Origin of the sequence: Companilactobacillus keshanensis (assembly GCF_003946205.1) — a bacterium.
Taxonomy (GTDB): domain Bacteria; phylum Bacillota; class Bacilli; order Lactobacillales; family Lactobacillaceae; genus Companilactobacillus; species Companilactobacillus keshanensis.
This window is the reverse complement of record NZ_RHOS01000004.1, coordinates 23,293-44,328: the sequence shown is the minus strand read 5'-3', so window position 1 is coordinate 44,328 and position 21,036 is coordinate 23,293. Positions and strand designations below refer to the sequence as shown.

General features: G+C 35.5%; 23 protein-coding genes and 1 other annotated feature. Of the genes, 4 read left to right on the top strand and 19 right to left on the bottom strand.

Features of this window, described 5'->3' with window-relative positions:
• Positions 1-4: 4 nt before the first annotated feature.
• Positions 5-1,051, bottom strand: coding sequence for a phenylalanine--tRNA ligase subunit alpha (pheS, locus tag EKM64_RS03545; protein ID WP_125675674.1), 1,047 nt, complete (start codon positions 1,049-1,051; stop codon positions 5-7).
• Positions 1,052-1,104: 53 nt separating this feature from the next.
• Positions 1,105-1,287, bottom strand: a binding site (T-box leader).
• Between the two features lie 48 nt (positions 1,288-1,335).
• Positions 1,336-2,094, bottom strand: a complete 759-nt coding sequence (locus EKM64_RS03540; RefSeq protein WP_125675672.1) for a TrmH family RNA methyltransferase — start codon at positions 2,092-2,094, stop codon at positions 1,336-1,338.
• 66 nt (positions 2,095-2,160) lie between these two features.
• Here EKM64_RS03540 and EKM64_RS03535 point away from each other — a divergent pair, with 66 nt between their 5' ends.
• Both EKM64_RS03535 and yidC read left to right on the top strand, forming a co-directional pair.
• Positions 2,161-2,436: an acylphosphatase gene (locus tag EKM64_RS03535; protein ID WP_125675670.1), complete on the top strand. Its 276-nt coding sequence runs from the start codon at positions 2,161-2,163 to the stop codon at positions 2,434-2,436.
• A gap of 56 nt (positions 2,437-2,492) precedes the next feature.
• Positions 2,493-3,482 carry a membrane protein insertase YidC gene (yidC, locus tag EKM64_RS03530; RefSeq protein WP_125675668.1) on the top strand — a complete coding sequence of 330 codons (990 nt, stop codon included), beginning with the start codon at positions 2,493-2,495 and terminating at the stop codon, positions 3,480-3,482.
• Between the two features lie 399 nt (positions 3,483-3,881).
• On the opposite strand, the gene EKM64_RS03525 is transcribed toward yidC, so the two are convergent.
• On the bottom strand, positions 3,882-4,805 hold the full coding sequence (locus tag EKM64_RS03525) for a LysR family transcriptional regulator (RefSeq protein WP_125675666.1): 924 nt from the start codon (positions 4,803-4,805) through the stop codon (positions 3,882-3,884).
• Between the two features lie 130 nt (positions 4,806-4,935).
• On the opposite strand from EKM64_RS03525, the gene metE reads away from it, so the two are divergent.
• Complete coding sequence (gene metE / locus EKM64_RS03520; protein WP_125675664.1) at positions 4,936-7,182, top strand: 5-methyltetrahydropteroyltriglutamate--homocysteine S-methyltransferase; 2,247 nt, start codon at positions 4,936-4,938, stop codon at positions 7,180-7,182.
• Position 7,183: 1 nt separating this feature from the next.
• On the top strand, positions 7,184-8,047 hold the full coding sequence (gene metF, locus EKM64_RS03515) for a methylenetetrahydrofolate reductase [NAD(P)H] (protein ID WP_125675662.1): 864 nt from the start codon (positions 7,184-7,186) through the stop codon (positions 8,045-8,047).
• Positions 8,048-8,088: 41 nt separating this feature from the next.
• Here the strand turns inward: metF and EKM64_RS03510 are convergent, their stop codons facing one another.
• From EKM64_RS03510 to thrS, 16 genes are all read right to left on the bottom strand, one after another.
• Complete coding sequence (locus EKM64_RS03510; RefSeq protein ID WP_125675660.1) at positions 8,089-9,186, bottom strand: sensor histidine kinase; 1,098 nt, start codon at positions 9,184-9,186, stop codon at positions 8,089-8,091.
• Positions 9,183-9,869 (bottom strand): response regulator transcription factor, encoded by a 687-nt coding sequence (locus EKM64_RS03505; RefSeq protein ID WP_125675658.1) that lies wholly within the window; start codon positions 9,867-9,869, stop codon positions 9,183-9,185. Before EKM64_RS03505 ends, EKM64_RS03510 begins: the two co-directional genes overlap by 4 nt.
• A gap of 203 nt (positions 9,870-10,072) precedes the next feature.
• Positions 10,073-11,494, bottom strand: a complete 1,422-nt coding sequence (gndA, locus tag EKM64_RS03500; protein ID WP_125675656.1) for an NADP-dependent phosphogluconate dehydrogenase — start codon at positions 11,492-11,494, stop codon at positions 10,073-10,075.
• A 72-nt stretch (positions 11,495-11,566) separates the two neighbouring features.
• Positions 11,567-12,124, bottom strand: a complete 558-nt coding sequence (locus tag EKM64_RS03495) for a YceD family protein (protein ID WP_125675654.1) — start codon at positions 12,122-12,124, stop codon at positions 11,567-11,569.
• Positions 12,124-13,215, bottom strand: a complete 1,092-nt coding sequence (locus EKM64_RS03490; RefSeq protein ID WP_125675652.1) for a nucleotidyltransferase family protein — start codon at positions 13,213-13,215, stop codon at positions 12,124-12,126. Before EKM64_RS03490 ends, EKM64_RS03495 begins: the two co-directional genes overlap by 1 nt.
• A gap of 8 nt (positions 13,216-13,223) precedes the next feature.
• The gene (locus EKM64_RS03485; protein ID WP_125675650.1) at positions 13,224-13,952 is read right to left on the bottom strand and encodes a class I SAM-dependent DNA methyltransferase; all 729 of its coding nucleotides are present in this window, start codon (positions 13,950-13,952) and stop codon (positions 13,224-13,226) included.
• Positions 13,952-14,308, bottom strand: coding sequence for a ribosome silencing factor (gene rsfS, locus EKM64_RS03480; RefSeq protein ID WP_125675648.1), 357 nt, complete (start codon positions 14,306-14,308; stop codon positions 13,952-13,954). The genes EKM64_RS03485 and rsfS overlap by 1 nt, the downstream gene beginning before the upstream one ends.
• Complete coding sequence (gene yqeK / locus EKM64_RS03475; RefSeq protein ID WP_225420942.1) at positions 14,309-14,911, bottom strand: bis(5'-nucleosyl)-tetraphosphatase (symmetrical) YqeK; 603 nt, start codon at positions 14,909-14,911, stop codon at positions 14,309-14,311.
• Positions 14,904-15,539 (bottom strand): nicotinate-nucleotide adenylyltransferase, encoded by a 636-nt coding sequence (locus tag EKM64_RS03470; RefSeq protein WP_125675646.1) that lies wholly within the window; start codon positions 15,537-15,539, stop codon positions 14,904-14,906. Before EKM64_RS03470 ends, yqeK begins: the two co-directional genes overlap by 8 nt.
• Positions 15,540-15,552: 13 nt before the next feature.
• The gene (locus EKM64_RS03465) at positions 15,553-15,870 is read right to left on the bottom strand and encodes a YhbY family RNA-binding protein (protein WP_125675644.1); all 318 of its coding nucleotides are present in this window, start codon (positions 15,868-15,870) and stop codon (positions 15,553-15,555) included.
• A gap of 29 nt (positions 15,871-15,899) precedes the next feature.
• Positions 15,900-17,015 (bottom strand): ribosome biogenesis GTPase YqeH, encoded by a 1,116-nt coding sequence (gene yqeH / locus EKM64_RS03460; protein ID WP_125675642.1) that lies wholly within the window; start codon positions 17,013-17,015, stop codon positions 15,900-15,902.
• On the bottom strand, positions 17,002-17,529 hold the full coding sequence (locus EKM64_RS03455; protein ID WP_125675640.1) for a YqeG family HAD IIIA-type phosphatase: 528 nt from the start codon (positions 17,527-17,529) through the stop codon (positions 17,002-17,004). Before EKM64_RS03455 ends, yqeH begins: the two co-directional genes overlap by 14 nt.
• Positions 17,530-17,591: 62 nt before the next feature.
• Entirely contained in the window at positions 17,592-17,948 is a 357-nt protein-coding gene (rplT, locus tag EKM64_RS03450; RefSeq protein WP_125591490.1) for a 50S ribosomal protein L20, read from the bottom strand.
• 32 nt (positions 17,949-17,980) lie between these two features.
• Positions 17,981-18,178, bottom strand: a complete 198-nt coding sequence (gene rpmI / locus EKM64_RS03445; protein ID WP_057763535.1) for a 50S ribosomal protein L35 — start codon at positions 18,176-18,178, stop codon at positions 17,981-17,983.
• Positions 18,179-18,192: 14 nt separating this feature from the next.
• A complete protein-coding gene (infC, locus tag EKM64_RS03440) occupies positions 18,193-18,723 on the bottom strand; it encodes a translation initiation factor IF-3 (protein ID WP_125675638.1) in 531 nt (176 codons plus the stop codon).
• A 189-nt stretch (positions 18,724-18,912) separates the two neighbouring features.
• Entirely contained in the window at positions 18,913-20,859 is a 1,947-nt protein-coding gene (gene thrS, locus EKM64_RS03435; protein WP_125675636.1) for a threonine--tRNA ligase, read from the bottom strand.
• Positions 20,860-21,036 lie beyond the last annotated feature (177 nt).

Genomic DNA, 21,036 nt, shown 5'->3' with positions numbered 1-21,036 from the left:
ATTACTAATTTACCCCTTTGAATTGTTCTAAGAATCTAACATCATTTAGATAGAAATCACGAATATCAGTAATTCCATATTTAAGCATAGCAAACCGCTCTGGTCCAAGGCCAAAAGCCATACCACTATATACAGTTGAGTCGATACCAGACATTTCCAAAACATTTGGATGAGTTAGTCCAGCACCTAAAACTTCGATCCAACCAGTATATTTACAAATACGGCAGCCTTCACCGTTACAGTTGAAACAAGAAACATCAACTTCAACTGATGGTTCAGTAAATGGGAAGTAACTTGGACGGAAGCGAATCTCTCTATTTGGTCCAAAGACGTGACGACATAAGGCCTCTAGAGTTCCCTTTAAATCTGCCATACTAACATTTTTATCAACAACTAATCCTTCAATTTGGTGAAATTGATGTGAATGAGTTGCATCGTCATCATCACGACGATAAACAACACCTGGTGAGACAACCTTCAAAGGCCCCTTTGAGAAATCATGAGACTCCATATCACGACCCTCTTGAGCAGAAGTTTGTGTTCTCATCAACAGTTCATCGGTCAAATAAAATGTATCTTGCATATCACGTGCAGGGTGATCCTTAGGGATATTTAATCTCTCAAAATTATAGTGATCTTCTTCGACTTCATGACCAGCATCAACTTGATAGCCAAGACCAATAAAGAACTCTTCAATATCTTCGATTGTTTGTTTCAAGATATGTCTTGTCCCGATAGTTCTTGATTGTGCAGGTAACGTTACATCAATTCTTTCGTCTTCAAGCTTTTTAGTAATCATTTGTTGATTCAATTCATCCATTTTTTCTTCAATGGCCAATTGAATATCTTTTTTAACATTATTGGCTAAAGTACCAATTTCTGGTCGTTCTTCAGCTGGAACATCTTTCATGCCACGCAAGGCTTTAGTGATAGGACCCTTTTTACCCAATAGATTAACTCTTAAATCATTCAATTCTTGTAATCTTTCGGCACGTTTGGCCTCATTAATACCATTTTTTCTTAAATCTTTTAACTTATCATTTAATGACATATTTTCCTCCTGCACAAGTTGCTATTTCTACACAAAAAAAGTCCTCATCCCAAATAAGGGACGAGGACTCGCGGTACCACCCTAGTTCATGTTAAAGACATGCACTCAAATGGTTGTATAGTAACCAACTATAAAACTCCGAAAGTGAATTCACTAATTCATTTGTCAAATCTTCTCAGCTATTGATTCTTCCTGTCACAAATTCGTTAGTTACTATTTTTCTTCAATGTTTTAATTATTAATATATCTACGATTATACAAAAAGTATTTATTTAATCAAGTTTCTAGATCTTCAAACCATATAATAAAATACCTGCTGCAACCGCAACGTTAAGCGATTCAGCCTTACCCAAAATTGGAATATAGATATTTTTATCTGTTTCCTTTAAAATGTCTGCCGTTAATCCATGTGCTTCATTACCCATTATCACAGCAAAATCAGATACCTTAGTTAATTCAGTATATGATTCTGCTTGATCATTTACTTCTGAACCATAAACAGGCATATCTGACTTTTTAGCCAATTTAATAGCTTTAGCAAGATCCATTCGATAGATTGGTAAATGGAATTGGCTTCCTTGCATTGCACGTTGAACTTTTGGTTGATAAAAATCTGCAGAATCAAGACTTGTGATCACACCATTATATCCAGCGGCGTCAGCAGTTCTAACAATTGTTCCGACATTACCAGGATCTTGGACACCTGAAAGCATGACCCATTGTCCGGATAACTCAGTTAATTCAGCTGCTTCTTGAACTTCAATCACAGCAAAAATTCCTTGAGGTGTCTTAGTTTCGGATAAACTTTGTGCTACGTCATCTGAAATTCCAATTGCATCATCATAGTATTTTTTAACCAAACGATCATCTTCATTATTTTCAGTTACCAAAATCTTGATGATCTTTTGATCGTTGGCATCGGCTTCACGAACTAGATGAAAACCTTCAATTAAGTAAGTACCAGTTTTCTTGATATACTTAGTAGCAGAAAGCTTAGCAATCTGTTTTATCTCGTCATTTTTCTTAGATTCAATGTATTTCATAGGTTTCTTCCCTCTTGTTTTATAATTAGATGGTAACATACACAACAATCTGGAGTGAAAAATAAAATGAAACATCTTTCAATTAAAGTAACTGGCCTTGTTCAAGGAGTCGGTTTTAGATATTCAACCGTTCAAGTAGCTATTAATGTTGGTGTCAACGGTACTGTTAAAAACGAGCGCGATGGATCTGTTTCTATTGAGGCTGAGGCAGATGAGCGCCTACTATATATTTTCTTAAGTAAAATTCAACAATCCCCATCGCCATTTGGAAAAATAAATCATTTGGATTATACTTTCTCAGATAATTTAAAATCATACAAGAATTTCAAGGTCATTGGTTGAAAGACCAAATGCTTTAAAGTATATTACTTTTATATGATTAAAAGGGTGGTTTATAATTGAATAAAAAATTTATCAAATACATTTCAGTGCTATCGGTCGTTGTAGTGCTGGCATTGGTCGTCTCAGGTTGTACACAATCTGGAGCCCATATGCATGCACCAACTGGCGGACCTTACGGCCTGATCTACAAGTATCTTGGGGTTCCTTTCCAAAACCTGATTTTAGCTACAGCTAGGATCGTTGGCGGTAAAAATGCCTACGCTTGGGGAATCGTTATCATTTCCTTTGTTGTTCGTTTGCTACTATTGCCACTTTCTTTGAACCAACAATACAAATCAACAACACAACAAGAAAAAATGCGTGCCGTACAACCTCAATTAGCCTTACTTCAAGAAAAGCAAAAAGAAGTTAAAGATCCAGCTATTTCTCAAAAACTAAGTGCCCTAATGATGGATATTTACAAGAAGAATAATTTGAGTATCACCGGTGGAATGGGATGTTTACCATTATTGCTTCAAATGCCAATTCTGATTGCCATTTATCAAGCCGTACAATATTCCAAACAAATTGGTTCAGCTGTATTCTTGACAATTCCACTTGGTAAACCAAGTTTTGTCATCGCAATCATCGCCACTGTTTTCTACGTTATCCAAAGTTGGATGTCATTACAGATTGTCCCACAAGAACAAAGAAAACAAATGCAAATGATGTTGTTCATGAACCCAATGTTTACATTCTTCATCTCAATGTATGCTTCCGCTGCGCTGGCTCTATACTTCCTAGTCGGTGGTGTTGTTATCCTGATCCAACAAGCATTAACTAATTACGTCATGGTTCCTAAAGTTAGACGTGAAACTGACGAATATCTTAAAGAACATCCTATTGAAGTTGTTGTTAGTGAAGAAATCATTGCAAAAATCATCAATGATTCAACAAGTAGTTCAACTAAACCTGTTGAAGGCAATGAAAGTTCTGATGCTCCTAAGGATGAACATACGAAGTTACGTGAGTTAAATAAGGGTAAACAAAATATTGATAAAAAATAGTTAGCTATTTTAGTTCAAAAAGTGTATTCTTATTTGTGCAGGTAGCCTACCTGCATATGTGATTGCATTATACATTCCAAAGATTTACTATAATGTAGTCTCGGACCTATACCTAGGATGGTATGGGTCTATTTTTTTATTCTGCTAAATTGCTTTTAATATAATTAAATAACACTCTCTGAATATGCTCATATTGCATATCTAGAGAGTGTTTTTAGTTCTAAACATATAATAAAATTCTGAATTTATACTCCAATCTAAATCGACTAAAGAAATTTATATTTTGTAAGAATTAATTTCTCCAATGTTTAAAATTCCGTTAGACCGGCAATTTGTAAAATGAACGAATTTTAGCGTTCAATCATAAGTATACTTCGTTCTTACAAGAGGAAACACATCCTACTGAATAATCTCAAATCCATACCCTTTAATATGCTGCTTCAACATCTCCAAATATGTTTCAGCAATCGGACTTAATTTAAGTTGTCTAGGTTTAAGCCATCCCAATGTCATTGAATCATCGACATCAAGTGGAATCGCCACTATTTTGTCATCATTTAACGCACTACTAATGATTCCTGAACTAATTGTATAACCATTTAAACCGACCATTAGATTAAAGATAGTAGCTCGATCACTGACTTTGATACTCTTTTTATGATCTAATGTACTCAATATTTCCTCTGAAAAATAAAACGAATTATTCTCCCCCTGCTCATAGGATAAGTAAGGATAATTGACTAGATCATCCAAACTTACTTTAGTTTTCTTAGTTAAGGGATTTTGACGACCAACGAAAACATGTGGCAGTGCCTTAAATAAGGGAGTAAATACTAAATCTTTTTCCTTGAACAATTTTTCCATGACTCGTTCGTTAAAGTGATTTAAATACAGAATACCGATTTCACTTTTGAAGTTGGTCAAATCACTTAAAATATTTTCAGTTTCGGTTTCTCGAAGAGTAAATTGATATTCCTCAGCATCAACAGTTTTGATCAATTGCACAAATGCATGAACTACAAATGCATAATGTTGAGCCGATACAGAAAATGCTTGTTTTCTGACAACTTGTTTTTGATATCTGCCTTCCAGCAGTTGGACTTGATCCAAAACTTGACGAGAATAAATCATAAACTCACGTCCCTCATTTGTCAGAGAAACGCCGAGTTTACTACGTTTTAGAATTTTAATTCCCATTTCTTTTTCAAGCTCTTTGATGGCATTCGATAAACTCGGTTGCGTTAAATATAACTTCTTAGCCACCTCATTGATCGACCCCATTTTGACGATCGTTTCTAAATATTCCAACTGTTGAATTCGCATATTTACCCTCCTGTTTTTATAAGTATATGCCAGGTTATAGTTTTAAACTATAATGACTGATTGTTTTTTTCAGTTATCTAATTTAATCTAACGATGATAGTGTATATACCAATAACAAGGGGGCTTTCATATGACAACATCAATTATTGGTTTTCCACGTATCGGTGAAAAACGTGAATTAAAGTTTAAAACAGAAAAGTACTTCCGTAAGGAAATCTCAGAACAGGAGCTAAAAGACTTCGCTAAAGAATTGCGATTAAAGCATTGGCGGCTGATCAAGGACGCTGGTATCGACACTATACCCAGCAATGATTTTTCATTCTTTGACACAACTTTAGATACTGCCTTTCTCTTTAATATCATTCCTGAGGCAAATAAAAATTTAAAGTTATCACAACTAGACCGCTATTTTGCTTTAGCTCGTGGTTACCAAGGTGAAAAAGGCGACATTAAAGCCCTCCCCATGAAGAAATGGTTCAATACCAACTATCATTATTTGGTTCCACAATTCTCTAAAACAACTGACATCAAATTAACTGATACCAAAATTTTTGATGAATTCGATGAAGCAAAAAAAATTGGAATTAAGACACGTCCAGTCATCGTAGGACCTTTCACATTGCTCAGTTTGAGTGAATTTCACGATACAAATAGAGAAGATTTTGTTGATGATCTTATTTCTGCATATCAAGAAGTATTTGAAAAACTGGCCGCCGAAGGTGCTGAATGGATCCAACTAGACGAACCTGAATTAGTAAAAGACGTTGTCGGTAACGACAAACAATTATTCAAACAAATTTATAAAAAATTACTAAAAAGTAAATTTGGCCTAAAAATCCTGATCCAAACTTATTTTGGTGACGTACGTGATGTCTATAATGATCTGATCGAGTTACCAGTTGAAGGTATCGGTCTTGACTTTATCGAAGGACGTAAAACTAAAGAACTTGTTCAATCTGGCTTTCCTGATGACAAAATACTTTTTGCCGGCATTGTTAATGGTAAAAATATCTGGCGTAATCACTATCAACATTCTTTGGAATTAATCCAGAGTTTGAGTGTCAAAAACATTGTCTTATCAACATCTTGCTCTCTTTTACACGTACCATTCACCATTGAAAACGAGGAATTTTCTGATGAAATAAAGAATCATTTCGCCTTTGCTAAAGAAAAATTATCTGAATTAGTTGAAATTCAAGCTATTCTATCTGGTCAAGATACCGTAGCCGAAGCACAAAATATCGCTTTATTTGAAAAAGATCGTGTGATTCCAAATATAAAAGTTGCTGAAAGAATCAAGAATCTCAATGTGGATTCATTTACAAGAAAACCCTCTCTTGAGAAACGTGCTCAAATCCAAAAAGAAGAATTTAACCTACCACTCCTACCAACAACAACTATTGGGTCATTTCCTCAGACTAGAGAAGTTAAAAAAACTCGTTCCAAATTTAGACACCATGAAATTTCTCAGGATGAATACGACAAATTTATTGCAGGGCATATTGATGAATGGTTAAAATGGCAAGAAGATATTGGTTTGGATATTCTAGTTCACGGTGAATTTGAACGTAACGACATGGTGGAATATTTTGGTCAAAATCTCAGTGGATATTTATTTAGTAAAAATGGCTGGGTACAGTCATACGGTACTCGTGGGGTTAAGCCTCCAATCATTTGGGGTGACGTAGCTAGAACTAGACCTATCACTGTTAAATGGTCAAAATACGCTCAGAGTAAGACCAAAAAGATTGTTAAGGGAATGCTGACGGGTCCAGTTACTATTTTGAATTGGTCATTCCCTCGTGAAGATATTTCTATTAAAGAATCCACTTTGCAAATTGCTTTAGCAATTCAAGAAGAGGTGCTTGATCTTGAAGCAAACGGTATTAAGATTATTCAAATTGATGAAGCGGCACTTCGCGAAAAATTGCCATTGAGAAAAACCGATTGGTATTCAGAATATCTCGATTGGGCCATTCCCGCATTTAGATTGGTCCACAGTCAAGTAAAACCTGAAACTCAGATACACACACACATGTGCTACAGTGAATTTACCGATATCATCCCCGCTATCGAGAGTATGGATGCCGATGTGATTTCCTTTGAGGCTTCACGTTCTAATCTGGAAATCCTTGATGAATTACAAAAACAACATTTCAAGTTACAAGTCGGCCCTGGTGTTTATGATATTCACTCACCTCGTATACCTTCTGTTGATGAAATCACTAATACTATCCACGCTATCCTTTCAAAAGTACCTAAAGAAAAAGTTTGGATCAATCCCGACTGTGGATTGAAAACACGTGGAATTACCGAAGCTAAGGCCAGTGTCGAAAATTTGACTACTGCAGCTAAGGATGTACGAAAGGAGCTTTAATATGGCTGAAACGACTATTGACTCCACTTTATCATTTGAAGTCTTTCCTCCTAATTCTAAAGTAGGCGTTGATAAACTGACCAAAACTTTAGATGACCTAAAAGAACTTCATCCTAGTTTCATCAGCGTAACTTGCAGTAATCATAATGTGGATTATGAAAAAAATACTATCAAATTGGCAAAACATGTTCACAACGAACTAAATTTACCGGCAATGGTTCATATGCCTGCTGCCTATGTTAATAAAGAACAAGTCAGCCGGATACTTAATGAACTAGAAGAACTCAATATCAATCAAGTGTTGGCATTGCGTGGTGATATCGTCGATGATCATGCACCTGAAACTGATTTCAAATATGCCAGTGATCTGACTAGATTTATCAAATCGCAAAAACCTAATTTTGAGGTTAGCGGTGCATGCTATCCGGAAGTACATCCAGAATCAACAAATCGAATTGATGACATCAAACATCTAAAAGAGAAAGTCGATGCAGGTTGTGATCAATTGATAACACAACTTTTTTATGACAACGAGCAATTTTATAGATTCCAAGAGGAATGTTCTATTGCCAATATCAATGTGCCAATCCTAGCTGGTATTATGCCGATCATAAATCGTAAACAAGCACTGCACGTGTTAGAGAATTGTGCTGCACATTTACCTAAGAAATTTTTATCTATTTTAGATAAATACAAGGACAATCCAATTGCTCTACGAGATGCTGGTTTGGCTTATGCAATTGATCAAATTGTAGATCTAGTAACAAATGACGTTTCTGGCATCCATATTTATACGATGAACGATTCAGAAACTGCTAAACATATCTACAAAAATACTTCTTCATTTTTCAAATTTGAAGACTAAATAAATAGCCGGTGAGAATTAAATTTCTCATCGGCTATTGTTTAGTCCTTTTTCTTATTATCTTTTTTGGGTTTGTCATCACCGTCATCCGGTTCAATCGTTACGATCGGTAATTCGATCTTAAAAACTGTTCCAGAACCGACAACACTTTCAACTTCCAAACTACCATGATAGATTTCGATCAATCTTTTGGCAATTGAAAGCCCTAGACCGTTCCCACCACGTTTTCTTGAACGAGCCTTGTCAACTCTATAGAATCTATTAAAAACTCGTTTAAGGTCATTTTTAGCGATTCCTAGACCATAATCTTGGACAACCACTTCCAACAGTGCGGAGTTAGTTGAAGCTGACAAACTGATTTCTTTTCGATCAGCCGAATACTTGAAGGCATTATCCAAAAGGATAACCAAAACTTGTTCCAAATGATTACGATATATCTGAACTAAACTGCCTTCTCTGATATCGTCATCAAAGTTGATCACAAAATCAGGATGCAACATCTTGAAGTCATTATAAACTTGAGTAAATAATGGCTTAACCTCTGTTGTTTGTTTAAGATAGTCGCTATCGATCTGTTCAACACGAGTTAAATCAAGCATTTCTTGAATCAATGACTGCATCCGTTTCAATTCTTGCAATGAAGAATTGATCGAATCATTTAAGACCTCAGGGTCATCTTTACCCCAGCGTTGCAACATATTCAAATGCCCTTCCAAAACGGCAACTGGAGTTCTTAATTCATGTGAAACATCCTCAACGAACTCTTTTTGCTGATTTGTATAGGCTTGCATGCGGTCCAACATCTTATTGATATTGATAGTTAAATCATAAATTTCATCATCACGTTTACGAAGTTTGATTCTGGAATCAGAATCGGGTTTTTTATTCAAATCATCGATCGTACGACTAATAACCTTCAAATTATTTAAAACTTGATTAACTGCTAAATAACTTATCAATACACCAATAAGGAATATCACTACCCCACCGATGATTAATTTAAGATTAAAGGCTTGGATCTCATTGGCAGTAGCTATACCATCAACTGTTTTTGAAGCGATGACAGCAACAACTACGTAAGCTGCCAAAATAACTAAAGATATTAACGACGTCCATTTGAATTTGATTGAAATTCTCATCGTCTCATCACATATCCTTTACCACGAACTGTTGAGATATAACTAGGTGCACCACCACGATCGATCTTGTTTCTAAGGTACTTAATATAAACGTCAACGACGTTTGTTTCAGTACTTGAGCCAGAACCCCAGACACGTTCTAATAAGTCATCACGACTCAAAACTGTGCCTACGTTTTCCATCAAAGCACTCAAGAGATCATATTCACGTCTAGTAAGGTCGATCACTTCACCATTACGTTTCAATGTTTGAGTAGTTTTATCGATAACTAAGTTCTTGTACTTCAAAACTTGATCGTTATTTCTTGTAACGTCAATATCTAAATCGATTCTTCTAAGCAAAGCACGAATTCTTGCAAGTAGCTCCTCAATCGCAAATGGTTTGACTATGTAATCATCGGCACCATGATCAAGTCCTGAAACACGATCAATAATAGAATCACGAGCAGTCATCATAATAACTGGTGTGTTCTTTTCTTGTCTGACACGACGACATACTTCAATTCCGTTTAATTCCGGCAACATTAAATCAAGCAATATCAAATCCCACTCTTCATTCAACGCAGCTGCTAAACCAGTACGACCATCTCGTTCTACGGTTACCTCATAATTTTCATGTTGTAACTCAAGTTGAACGAATTTGGCCATATTTTCTTCATCTTCAATAACAAGTATCTTAGCCATCTTATTCTCCTATATATTAAATAATTTTTAATCATAACTTAATCATTTTTATTTGTATTGCCCGTCTATGGACATGCATTAATGATTTTAACATATAGCAAATATTAAAAGAAGGCAAGTTTTTATTTTTATTCTTTCACAAAAATTTAGAAAGTAAAAAAAAACCTCAGATAATTAAGATTATCTGAGGTTAAAATTAGTCTCTATTGTTCTTTGTACCATGTGTAATGGAAAATACCTGGTTTGTCGTTTCTCTCATAAGTATGAGCACCAAAGTAATCTCTTTGAGCTTGTACTAAGTTAGCTGGCAATACTTCTGAACGATATTGATCATAGTAAGAAACAGCTGACATGAATCCTGAAACAGGGATTCCTGCTTGAACGGCGTAACTAACAACGTCACGAACGGCAGCTTGATACTTTTCAACGATATCTTTGAAGTAATTATCTAACAATAAGTTATCAAGATCAGCATCTTTATCATATGCGTCAGTGATCTTTTGTAAGAATTGTGCACGGATGATACATCCAGCACGCCATATTTGGGCAATTTCACCATATTGTAAGTTCCAATCATAGTGATCTGAGGCAGCCTTCATTTGAGCAAATCCTTGAGCATAACTCATAATTTTACTGAAGTACAAAGCCTTACGGATCTTTTCAACAAATTCATCAATATTTACTTCTGGTTTGTTTGCCGGTGCAGCAAGAACTTTGCTTGCCTTAACACGTTCATCTTTATAAGCAGAAATGTAACGTGAGTAAACGGCTGAAGTAATAAGTGATTGAGGTACACCAAGTTCAAGCGCACTTTGTGAACTCCACTTACCAGTACCCTTGTTACCAGCTTTATCCATGATCTTATTTACGATAAAGTCATCACTACCTTCATCATCTTTTCTTGTTAGGATCTCAGCTGTGATCTCGATCAAGTAACTTGAAAGTTCACCCTTATTCCAGTCTTTGAAGACATCGGCAACTTTGTTTAAATCGTTGTTAAATAAGTGTGTCAACAAGTTGTAACTTTCAGAGATCAATTCCATATCACCATATTCGATACCATTATGTACCATCTTTACATAGTGACCAGCACCATTTGGTCCAATATATGAAACACATGGAGCACCGTCTTCATCTGCCTTAGCAGAGATTTGCTTCAAGATAGGAGCAACTAGATCATAGGCCTCTTTTTGGCCACCCGGCATCAATGAAGGTCCTTCAAGAGCACCTAATTCACCACCAGAAACTCCCATTCCGATGAAGTTGATACCGGATTTATCCAATAATTCACTTCTCTTAATAGTATCTTCAAAGAACGTGTTACCACCATCGATCAAAACATCACCCTTATCAAGTAATGGGATCAATTCTTTGATAACAGCATCTGTACCAGCACCAGCTTTGACCATCATCAAAATACGACGTGGTTTCTCCAATGAAGCAACAAAATCCTCAATTGTATAGCTTGGTACCAATTTTTTATCAGGATGTTCTTTAACAACATTTTCGGTCTTTGAGCCAGTTCTGTTGAAAATAGCAACCTCATATCCACGGCTTTCAATATTAAGGGCTAAATTCTTACCCATAACAGCCATTCCAATAACACCAATTTGTGGTTTTGACATACTAATACCTCCGACTTGTAATTACTTACATATTTAATAGTAACAAAAAAACAAAAAAGGAGTATAAAAAAACTACTCCTCTTCGTTATTATCTTTAAATAAATTTTTAAGTTTAGCAAATTCAGGATTTACTTGCTTATCCTCTTCTTTTTGCTTGTCGTATTCCTCTTCGGAAATAACAGCCCAATTACTGCCTGATGGCATAATATTTTCACTGCGTTCTTTCTCAGTCAAAACTTGTGTCGGAATATCTAACAAAATATTATCTAAGACCGATTCATATACATCAATTACAGGATCTTCTTCGTCGATCGGAATAATAATCGTATTCTCTTCAAATTCTTCTGTATCAATATTATCGATGTTATAAGCCTCATTAATTCGAAAGTTTAGCGGTACTGAAACTTCCTCGAGACTTCTAGTTGATGGCAAAGTAACCTCAGTTGTCACTTTGATATCTGAGATAACTAAACCATTGTCATTAAACAATTGACCATCAACATTTACTTTATCGACCTTCAAAATATCTTTTGAACGATTCTTTAATTCTGTTTCCAGATCGATTTCCTCTTTAAAAGCAAATGGCTTGTCTTTGTACTTTCGAATATCTGAAACGTTCCAATTAAGCATTAATCTTTTCCCTCCATAAAAGGAATTTTTCCAAAATTTTGTTCTCTACTATCTATTAGCTTTCTAATACTATCAGCTTTTAGATCCAAGCTCAAAGTATTACGCTCATTTTTACCCACTCTAACAATAAACTCAGAATCTTTCCTAAGTTCATTTAAGTAATTTTGACCAATTTGATCAAAACCAAGAACCCTTAAATAAGGTTCCTCATAAACTGCACTGATCTCTTTTCCATAAACATTCATCAAAGTGTACAGAGCCAGTCTTCGTAAACGCGACCTAGTATACCGTTTTGATTTCACGCTATCTAAAAATTCAGAGAAGCTATCATGTGAAATTTCTTTTTTGAATTTATTTTCCAGCCCTTCGACCATCTGATAAACTCTATGCAATTCAGGAGAAGATTCACTCAATATTCGATACTTTAAATAAGGAAATGAATCATCCCACGAGATAATTTTATCATTTTTCAAAGCCGACAATGAACTCTCAGGTACTAAATCTCCGATTTGAATTCCGTCATGAAAATTTTGTCTGATTTTAGTTGCACTAATCGATCCTTGACGAATTATTGTATTTATTTTCATAGAATAGGCATTTTTTAAAACCTGTTGGACGTAATTTATTCCCAAAAGTTGATTAGGATATCCCAACACATCAACACCGGACTGTTTATAAAATTCAGTCAGGTTTGTCGCGTAGTTATTTTGATAATCTTGCCTAAAATCCATATTAAGCTTTAGCATCTGGCTTGCCACTGATTCAAAATTTAGATCAGTTTCAGTACCAAACACTAGGTTATTTACTTTCAGCCTATCAAGTAGCATAACCGCACCTTTAGCAAATAAATCGGCTGGCTCAACCGCATAAGCGAATGGCAATTCGACAACTAAATCGACTCCATTTTCAACGGCAATTCTAGCCCTCTGCCATTTATCGAGAATGGCAAAATCACCTCGTTGTACATAATTGCCAGACATGACGGCAATTAAAACATCGGGGTGAAATTTTTGTTTTATTTCATCTATAAATAACTTATGTCCATTGTGAAATGGATTAAATTCAGCGACAAATCCGTAGATTTTTTGCATATTAACCTCTATTTCTGAGCAGAGAAAAACCAGCGATTTGAATCCTTTAAAACATCTGACTTGCCAAAATCGGCACTAATCGAGATATTTTTGAACCCTGTCTCTTTTAAAATATCGACAAAAGTTTCAATTGGATAGGTTCTCTCATGATGAATTTCAGTATTAACCGAATATCCACCGATTTTTTCATTCCAATCAAAGAATGTCAATTCATGCTCGATACTATGAGGATATTCACCCTCAAAACTACTCCACATAAATGCTGAATCTCCACTCTTATGGTTGAACATATAACCCGGAAATACTTCGTCCATTTGGTATAAAGAATGAGCATCGAACAAATAAAATCCACCTTCATTTAAATGTTCAAAGGTTTGATTAAATGCGACTTCTAATTCTTCTTCCCCATTCAAATAACAGATTGAATCATCAAAACATGTTATGACATCATATTTTTTGAAATCATATAGATCCATCATATTACTTTGAATAAAAGGAATATCAACATTATTAGTCGTTGCTTTTTCTTCGGCAATTTTGAGCATTTCTTCCGATAGATCTGTTCCAGTAACCTGATAATTACCAGCCAACTCGATAGTAAGATCTCCTGTACCACAGGCTACATCTAACAAACTTTTTGCTTCTGGAGCTTGTTTTTGAACGTAGTCAGCCCACCTAGCATATAGTGAATCATCCATCAATTCACTATACACACGTGCAAATGAATTATAAATCATTATTCAGTTACCAAGTTTGAAATATCAACACTTGGAGCATCTGACCAAAGTTTTTCTAAATTGTAGAAATCACGTTCTTCAGAAACAAAGACATGAATAACGATGTCGTGTAAATCGATCAAGATCCACTTAGAATCACGTTTACCTTCAACATGACCTACTTCAACGTCGTTTTTACCCATCTCATCTAAAATGGCTTGAACAATAGCGTCTACTTGACGTTGTGAGCTTGCGTCCATAATTACAAAGTAATCAGCCATAATACTTACTTCACTAATATTTAACACACTAATATCATTAGCATGTTTACTATCTGCTGCTTTAACAGCAATTTCCATCATTTCTTTTGAATTCAATTAAAGTTCTCCTTTAGCTATCCAATAATTGTAACTATCAAAGGTTGTAGGATAGATTACGCGATTTTTCTTTACCAAGTATGCTACTGAGTGTTTTAGTTCAAAAGCCACAGCGGCATCTATAGATTTTTCAGCATATTTGCGGGCCTTATCAATACCTGGAAAATCTCTTTCCGGCTCAATAAAGTCTGCCACAAAGACACACTTATCGACTCCCGTCATGTTTGTCGATCCAACAGTATGACGACGAACGGCATTTAAAACATCCTCATCATAAATACCTAACTCATCTTTGATAATTTCAGCACCGACAATTCCATGCCAAATGGCATTTCCATAATTCAGTAAATTCTTATCAAGATGTTTAGATTTAATAACTTCTATAAATTCTTCATCAGAGCGTTCCTTAGCGTAATCATGTAAAAGACCTGCTAATCCGGCCCTATCAACATCGATCTTATATTCTGCAGCCAAACCTCGGCTGGTTTTTTCTACTCGCAAACAATGATTAAATCGAAAGTCACTCAATTGTGTTTTCATACGATTAATCAATTTATCACGATCAAGATCAAGTTTAACATTTTCATAATTGAACTTAGTCAAGATACAACCTCCTATCTTTTATATACTCCTCAACTTTTTTAGGAACAAGGTACTTAATTGACTGTCCTTTTTTAACATGTTGACGAATCATACTGGAACTGATTTCTAATTCCGGAGTATTTACCCAAAGTATAGGATATTTTGACTTCTTCTCAAAGCCCTTTCGACAGACCCCGACAAAATGAACCATGTTAACTAGCTCATCAATATGGGCCCACTTCGACAAATTCTCGACCATATCCCCACCGATAATGAAATAGTATTCAGTATCCGGGTTATATTCCTTGAGTAATTTGATCGTTTCATATGTATAACTGATTCCACCGCGATTTACATCTGTTAGATCCAAATCGAAATGAATATTATCTTCAATCGCTAGCTTGACCATCTTGATTCGATCGCTGCTATCAATGGGACTCTGTTTTTTAACACCACGATGTGGTGGAATTTTATCTGGTAAAAATAAAATTTTGTTTAAACAAAGCTGTTCAGAAACTTGATCAGCTATAACTAAATGTCCTAAGTGAATTGGGTTGAAAGTTCCACCCAAAATACCGACATGCCGTTTTTTATGATTTGTTTGAAATTGTGGTTTTACTTTAGTTAATATTTGTTGTTGTGTGTTCATTTTTCATCACTTATTACTGAATATTTTCTAATTCGTTCGAATACTTACGATATTTGATTTTAGGTGCTTTCTTATAAAAGACCATCTTTGAACCAATTGTTTGAATATGAACGATTTTTTCGTCAAATTCTGCCAATGCTTCAACTAGATCACTTGGTTCAACCATAGTATTTTGAAGTAATGATACTTTGATTAACTCATTTTTATTGATCAACAATTCAAGTTGATTTAAAAGATTCTCACTGATTCCTTCATGTCCAACTTGGATCAATGGCTTCATAGTAGCAGCCTGACTTCTCAAATAGCGATTCTTCTTACCTTTTATTATCATTAATTTTTTCCTTATCTCCAGTTTAACAATTAAATGATAGCATCGCGAATAGAAACGCTCACGCCATCCGGAACATATACTCTAACTTTGCTACCAGCAGGAATTGTGACCCAGCCTAAACCGTAGATAACAATATCTGATCTATCATGTGCTATGAATTCTTCTTTTTTCAAAGTTGGAAATTCTTCAACATCAGATGGTGGTGTCAACATTTCACCCAAATGTTTCTGATAAAATTCTTCAGCGTTAATTGTCTTTGTTCTATGTAAAAGTAAGTTTTGATTTACATAAAAGACAACGTTTGTTTTCTCATCAAGAAAATCAAATCTAGCCAATCCTGCAACAAAGATAGTTTGTCCATCTCTTAATTGGAAAGTTGCTGGTCTAAGCGGTTTTTTAGGTGTAACTGTTTTAAGATCTTCATCATTCAAGAAATGAGCTAATTGATATTTGTGGATAATTCCTGGTGTATCGATCAGGCTCTTTCCGTCATCCAATGGAATATCAATTCTATCCAAAGTAGTTCCGGGAAATCTTGAAGTTGTTATCAAATCCTTAACATCAGAGTTTTGACTGATAATTTTATTGATTAATGTTGATTTACCAGTATTAGTCGTTCCTACGACATATACGTCCTTACCATTACGGTATTTTTCGATCAATCTCATCAATTTATCTATATTTGTACCTTTTTCGGCTGATACCATAACTTGGTTAACCGATTTGATACCATTCTCTTTACTCTTTTGTTGTAACCAGTTCAAAAGACGATTTTGGTTAACTGATTTTGGCAATAGGTCGACTTTATTCCCTACTACTAAAATATCTTTATCTCCGACAAAACGTTGTAATCCAGGGATCACACTACCTTCATAGTCAAAAATATCAATTACATTAACGATCAATCCATCTTTTTGGGCGATGGAATCTAATAGTTTCAAGAAATCATCGTCACTGATATCAACATCAGTTATCTCGTTGTAATTTCTTAATCTAAAGCACCTCTTGCAAAAGAGTTCCCGTGAATCATCTTCTTGATATTTTTTCAAGGTAGAATTTTGTACATAGCCGGGTTTTGTTTTATCTTCGGTTTGAAGTTCAGCCCCACAGCCAATACAATACATTTTTTCACTAGTCTCTGTCATTTAATGAATCCTTCCAATTTAAATTTGAATCATGACTCTGCATAAATTTTAAAAGAGGACGTTCAAAAAATCTATTCACACGAGTTTTTTTAGCATCAGTATCAACCAATGGTTTTACTAAGACTGTTTTTAGACCTGACATATTACCAGCTAAAACATCTGTCATAACTTGATCACCAACAAATAAAACACTTTGCGGATCGATCTTCATCTCATGCAAATGTTTCATAATTACAAATGGTAATGGTTTAACGGCTCTGGCAACAATACTTACTGGTAGATCTAAAACGGCCTTCTCTACACGTTCATAACTGTTATTTGAAACCACCATTACCTCGACATCTGCACGATTCATTTGATTAAGCCATTTTCGTAGCGACAAATTGTATTCGTTACTATCCCATGGTAACAAAGTGTTATCAAGATCAGTCATTATTGTTGTAACACCCAATTTCTTTAGTCCTTGAGCATCAATATCAGTAATTTTATTGAGCATAATATATGGTTTAAACATTTTCAATCCTCTATCCTTAGTAAAAAAACGTAATTTGGAATGTCCAAATTACGTTTTCATCATTAAGCTAAAGCTTTCTTAGCTGTATCTACTAAACTTGTAAATGCCTTTGGATCTTCAATAGCAATTTGTGCCAGCATCTTACGGTTGATGTCAACATTTGCTAACTTCAAACCATGCATCATTTTGCTGTAACTGATTTCATTCAATCTTGCAGCAGCATTGATTCTAGCAATCCATAACTTACGGAAATCACGTTTTCTTTGACGACGATCACGGAATGCATAACGGTATGAAACCATGATTTGTGTATGTGCTGCTTTAAAAGTGATATGTTTTGATCCACGATATCCCTTAGCTAATTTTAATACCTTTTTACGACGTTTGCGAGTTACTGTTCCACCTTTTACACGTGGCATAATGACTCCTCCTTTAAATTATCAAAAATTAATTAGTATGTAGCGAGCATTTGCTTGATACGCTTCATATCACTTGCATCTACCATGCCTGGCTTAGCCAATTGACGACGTTGCTTCTTTGTCTTACCGTGGAAACGGTGACTTGTATAAGCATGACTTCTCTTCCAGCCACCATTAGCAGTTTTCTTAAATCTTTTTGCTGATGCGCGGTGTGTTTTTTGTTTAGGCATTGAAAGTCCCTCCACTATTTTTTCTTATTATCTTTTGAACTAATTGGATCAAGCATTAAGAACATGTTACGACCGTCCATCTTAGGCCTTGTAGTTACGTTTGCAATATCCTTGGTCTGTTCAGCGACACGGTCCAAAACTTCCTTACCTATCTCTTTATGAGTAATGGCCCTACCCTTAAAGCGAAGAGAAACTTTGACCTTATCACCCTTAGATAAGAATTTACGAGCGTTATTAAGTTTTGTATTAAAGTCGTTATCTTCAATAGTAGGACTTAGTCGTACTTCTTTTAAACTAACGGTTTTTTGTTTTTTACGTGCTTCACGATTTTTCTTTTGAAGTTCAAATTTATATTTACCGTAGTCCATAATTCTAGCTACGGGTGGGTTTGCGCCAGGGGACATAAGTACTAAGTCCATGCTAGCTGCATCAGCCAAACGTTGTGCTTCTGCTCTTGGTTTAACCCCAACTTGATCTCCAGTTTCAGAAATTAATCTAACTTCTTTTGCATGTATTTGATCGTTTATTAATAGATCTCTTGCTATGAGTAGCCACCTCCATAATTATTTGGACCCACAAAAAAAGTGGGCGCATACAACGCCCACCATTATTTATACAATCGTATTATAACCTAGAGGCAAACGCATAGGTGAGAAGCGGGCGCTTCTGCTTAATCTCAACAGTTATTAATAATACTATCTTATTAATAAACTGTCAACCAATTGTGATACTTTTTAGCCGTTTCTACGACTAAAGTTATTAATATCAGCTTCAACACTACCTACAAACATGGCAACATTCTCTGAATTAGAATTGTCCTCACCATATTTTCTAACTGAAACAGTTGCGTCAGCCATTTCTTGATCACCAACAACAGCTGTATATGGAACCTTCATTGTTTGAGCATCACGAATCTTATAGTTCATCTTTTCGTCACGATCATCAATTTCAGCACGAATATTCTTAGCACGTAATTCTGAAAGAAGATTCTTAGCATATTCACCATGAAGCTTTTGGTTAACAGGAATGATCTTAACTTGCATAGGAGCTAACCATGTTGGGAAGGCACCCTTGTACATTTCGATCAAGTAAGCAATAAATCTTTCCATTGTAGAAACGATACCACGGTGAATCATAACTGGTCTGTGTTCTTCACCATCTGAACCAACATATGTCAACTTGAATTGTTCTGGTTGCATAAAGTCAAGTTGGATAGTTGATAATGTTTCGTCATTACCTAGGGCTGTCTTTGTTTGAACATCTAGTTTTGGACCGTAGAAAGCAGCTTCACCTTCTGCTTCGTAGTAATCCAATCCAAGGTCATCCATAGCGCCCTTAAGCATTGATTGTGATCTGTTCCACATTTCGTCATCATCAAAGTATTTTTCTGTATTAGCAGGATCTCTATAGCTTAGACGGAATGAGTAATCTGTAATATCAAAGTCCTTATAGACTTCTACCATTAATTGTAGTGTACGTTTGAATTCTTCTTGAATTTGATCAAGAGCAACAAATGTGTGACCATCGTTTAAAGTCATTTCACGAACACGTTGTAAACCACTTAAAGCACCTGATTTTTCATATCTGTGCATCATACCTAATTCAGCGATACGAACTGGTAATTCACGGTATGAACGAATGTGATGTTTGTAAATTTGAATATGTGAAGGACAGTTCATAGGACGAAGTTCAAGCATCTCGCCATCTCCCATATCCATTGGTGGGAACATGTCTTCACGGTAGTGTTGCCAGTGACCTGAAGTCTTATAAGCATTTAGGTTCATAAGGATAGGTGTGTAAACGTGTTGGTAACCCCAGGCAACTTCCTTATCAATAATGTATCTTTCGATAACACGACGGATAGTAGCACCATTTGGCATCCAGTATGGAAGTCCGGCACCAACTTCTGGATCAACGAAGAACAAGTCAAGGTCACGGCCTAATGTTCTGTGATCACGCTCTTTGATTTCTGCACGACGCTTCATATCTGCATCAAGATCATCTTGTTTGAAGAATGATGTACCATAAATTCTTTGAAGCATTGGATTACTTGATTTACCTTGCCAATATGCACCGGCAACCGATAGAAGCTTGAAGTGTTTCAAACCACTTAAACTAGGAAGAACTGCTGAATAGCCAAAGTCAACAAAGTTGTCTAATTTGTAAACTGGAATTTGAACAGCTTCGATAGCGCTGATCAATGATGACTTGTATGGATCATCTTTGAACATTTCTACAAGTTCTGATTTGTCCATCAATGTACGTTCAATCTTGTCATTCTTCTTGATGATTTTTTCCATAGCTTTTTCAATGTTTTCAAGTTCATCAACACTGATTTGGCCATCTTTGTCATCAGTATCTACATAGAAACCGTCGTCGTTACTTTGTTTTTCACCAAAGTGTAAGTCTTTTTTAATTTCTTTAGCAGCAGCGCCAAATACTAAACTGGCAGTGTTTCTCAAAGTGATCAATGAATCCTTATTGTCATCTTGTGACAAAATTTCGATTTTACCATCTTGCTTGATAGGACTATCGATATCAACTAGAATACCGCTAACTTTACCTGCAACGGCCTTTTTTCCTAGAGATGTGCTAATTGACTTAGCAACTTCTAAGACTGTAGTGCCTTGATCGAACTCCTTAACAGAATCGTCTGGGAATCGCAGTTTGATTTTTGACATATCTTGTTTCCTCCTAAGTTTTTGACAACACATAAAAAAATGCGTCTCTGAAGTATGCATACAAAAATTTGCATATATACTTCAGGGACGCATTTCTACGCGGTTCCACCCATATTAAAACTGGACACAAAAGAACAGTTTTCTCTCTTTAGTTATAAAGTTACCGTCTACAAATAT